The 3,044-nt window shown below is 60.8% G+C and carries 2 protein-coding genes; both read right to left on the bottom strand.

Annotated features, from left to right (window positions below; all coding sequences use genetic code 11):
- Positions 1-1,302: 1,302 nt before the first annotated feature.
- Positions 1,303-1,740 carry a hypothetical protein gene (locus E2169_RS14135; protein ID WP_132987262.1) on the bottom strand — a complete coding sequence of 146 codons (438 nt, stop codon included), beginning with the start codon at positions 1,738-1,740 and terminating at the stop codon, positions 1,303-1,305.
- Between the two features lie 469 nt (positions 1,741-2,209).
- Positions 2,210-2,542, bottom strand: coding sequence for a hypothetical protein (locus E2169_RS14140; protein ID WP_132987263.1), 333 nt, complete (start codon positions 2,540-2,542; stop codon positions 2,210-2,212).
- Positions 2,543-3,044 lie beyond the last annotated feature (502 nt).

The following is a 3,044-nucleotide window of genomic DNA, read 5'->3' on the forward strand; positions in this document are numbered from 1 at the left end:
CCCGAAGAGGCTGTCCCGACAGTGCGAGAAACAAGGCCTAACACCAGAATTAAGCCGTGCCGCGAAGCGGCATCGGCTTGAATGACTCGTTAGGCCGCCGATGCGTGGCACCTGGGCCCAACCCCTGGACCGAACATTACCGCAACTTGGCAAAGCTTGGCCGTGCCTGCGAGAGCGGAGCCGAGGTCTACAGCTCGCGCGGCCGAGGACCCGCACCGCCAACCACAACGAGGCCGACTCAGGATGATCGTACTTGTGCCGAAGCCGCGCCTGTCTGAGGCGGATGTCCGCCACGGGTGGCTGCCGATGCCCCTCACCGCGCGTGCGAGGAGCCAACAGTCACGGAAGAGCCCGATGCAACAGGCGACCCGAAGATGCTGCCACGACAGTGCGGGAAACAAGGCCTAACACTAGAGTTAAGCCGTGCCGCGAAGCGGCATCGGCTTGAACGACTCGTTAGGCCGCCGTTCCCTGGCACCTGCGCCCGACGTGCGGCAGCCCAACCCCTGAGGCAAACAGTACAACAAGCGCCGTACCTGGTGCTGCCGGAACGCACCCTGCGCGCGGCCAATAACTCTCACCGCGCACTATCCGAAGCCGACCCGGCAGGTCGAAGCTTGCGAAGAGTCGCGTCTGTCCGAAGCCGAGGTGCTGCAGGGCTGACTGGCGATGCCTGCACCGCGCGTGCGAGGTGCAAACGCTGCGGATAAGCGTGGCGCTGCAGGTTGCCTAGAACCCGGCAACAACAGTGCGGGAAACAAGGCCTAACACCAGAGTTAAGCCGAGCAGCGTAGTGAAGCGAAACACATGGCAAGCTTTACCTGCCATGTGTTTTGCGTAACGAAGCGGATTCGGCTTGAACGACTTGTTAGGCCGCCGCTGCCCGGCACTTATGCCCAACCCGCGACGGCCCAACCCCTGAGCCGAACAGTACAACAAGTCTTGCTGGATGTTGACCTGGCACGTCGCGCGAGCGGAGCCTAGAAGCTCAAGTCGCGCGGCCAAGAACTCTCACCGCGCACTGCCCGAAGCCGAGCCGGCCGGTCGAATCTTGCGAAGAGTCGCGCCTGTCCGAAGCCGAGGTACTGCCGGTCTGACTGCCGATGCCGGCACCGCGCGTGCGAGGTGCAAACGCTGCGGATGAGCGAGGCGCTACAGATTGCCTGAAACCCGGCAACAACAGTGCGGGAAACAAGGCCTAACGCCAGAGTTAAGCCGCGGCGCAGCGGGGCGTGAAGCACATGGCAAGCTGTATCTGCCATGTGGTTTGCGCCCCGATGCGGCGTCGGCTTGAACGAATTGTTAGGCGCCAAGCCGATACAGCCCGAAAGGGAGCATGGCAGCGCCAACACCAAGTATTCCGTAAGTTACTGCCATTGGAGATTTCTGGCCAACGGAGAAGGCATAGAGCGCCTCGATTGGTCTTTGACCGCGAACCAGCGGTATAGCCACGAGCGCGAGGATTGGCATAAAGCCAGAAAAGCCAAAGCCGACAAGCAAGGGTGTCATGTCCGTGCTGAGGTAACCGCCCAGCTTGTACATTGCGAGGCCGATGCCGAGTCCAGTGAAGAACAGAGCGTTTGCGATCAAGACGGTGAGCTTGTGTTGATGCGTCACATCCTCGTTTGATTTTCCTGCCAAGCCCTTCGGCAGTGACTTTTCCCAACGCGAGGTCAGCCAAACAGCCACGAACGCGCCGATGAGCCCACTTAAAATTGGTCGAATCGAGTCAATGTCCATGGCGCCTAACGCCAGAGTTAAGCCGAGACGCGTAGTGGAGCGAAGCACATGGCAAGCTTTACCTGCCATGTGGTTTGCGTAACGAAGCGGCTTCGGCTTGAACGACTTGTTAGGCCGCCGTTCCCTGGCACCTGCGCCCGACGTACGGCAGCCCAACCCCTGAGGCGAACAGTACAACAAGCGCCGTGTCCGGTGCTGCCGAAACGCACCATGCGCGCGACCAAGAGCTCGCACCGCCCACTGCCCGAAGCCGACCCGGCAGGTCGAATCTTGCGAAGAGTCGCGCCTGTCCGAAGCCGAGGTACTGCAGGGCTGACTGCCGATGCCGGCACCGCGCGTGCGAGGTGCAAACGCTGCGGATAAGCGAGGAGCTACAGATTGCCTGGAACCCGGCGACAACAGTGCGGGAAACAAGGCCTAACACCAGAATTAAGCCGCGCCGCGAAGCGGTGTCGGCTTGAATGAATTGTTAGGCCGCTGGGACTGGATGCCCGACGAGCCACGCACTTATGCCAAAAAAGAGCATGAGGTAGACGATGAAGAAGATCAGCATGCCATCCGACAGCTTAGAAAGATAACTGTCGTTGAGCGATCTGTGTTCTCGAGCCACCAGGAACTTAAGTGTGGCCCATCCGGTTGCAATATTGTTGCGGAGGAAGAGCGACGGCCGGCCCATTGCCTCGTACTTCTGCGCGTGCGCTCGCTCCAGACGATTGAAAAGCAGCTTGATGAGCAAGAACCACACAATGACCATTGCGAAGAGCGTGATCCCAAGCGAAATTGGAAGTCCTTCGGGCTGCATAAAACTCCTTCTGCGGCCTAACACCAGAGTTAAGCCGTGCCGCGAAGCGGCATCGGCTTGAACGACTCGTTAGGCCGCCGTTCCCTGGCACCTGCGCCCGACGTGCGGCAGCCCAACCCCTGATGCGAACAGTACAACAAGCGCCGTGCCCGGTGCTGCCGAAACGCCCCATGCGCGCGGCCAAGAACTCTCACCGTTTACTGTCCGAAGCCGACCCGGCGGGTCGAATCTTGCGAAGGGTCGCGCCTGTCCGAAGCCGAGGCGCTGCAGGACTGACTGCCGATGCCTGCACCGCGCGTGCGAGGTGCAAACGCTGCGGATAAGCGAGGTGCTACGGATCGCCTGGAACCCGGCAACAACGGTGCGGGACACAAGGCCTAACACCAGAATTAAGCCGTGCCGCGAAGCGGCATCGGCTTGAATGACTCGTTAGGCCGCCGATGCGTAGCACCTGGCCCAACCCCCTGAGCCGAACATTACAGCAACTTTGCGAAGCTTGGCC

The organism is Luteimonas terricola (assembly GCF_004352845.1).
In the GTDB taxonomy this organism is placed as follows: Bacteria; Pseudomonadota; Gammaproteobacteria; order Xanthomonadales; family Xanthomonadaceae; genus Luteimonas; species Luteimonas terricola.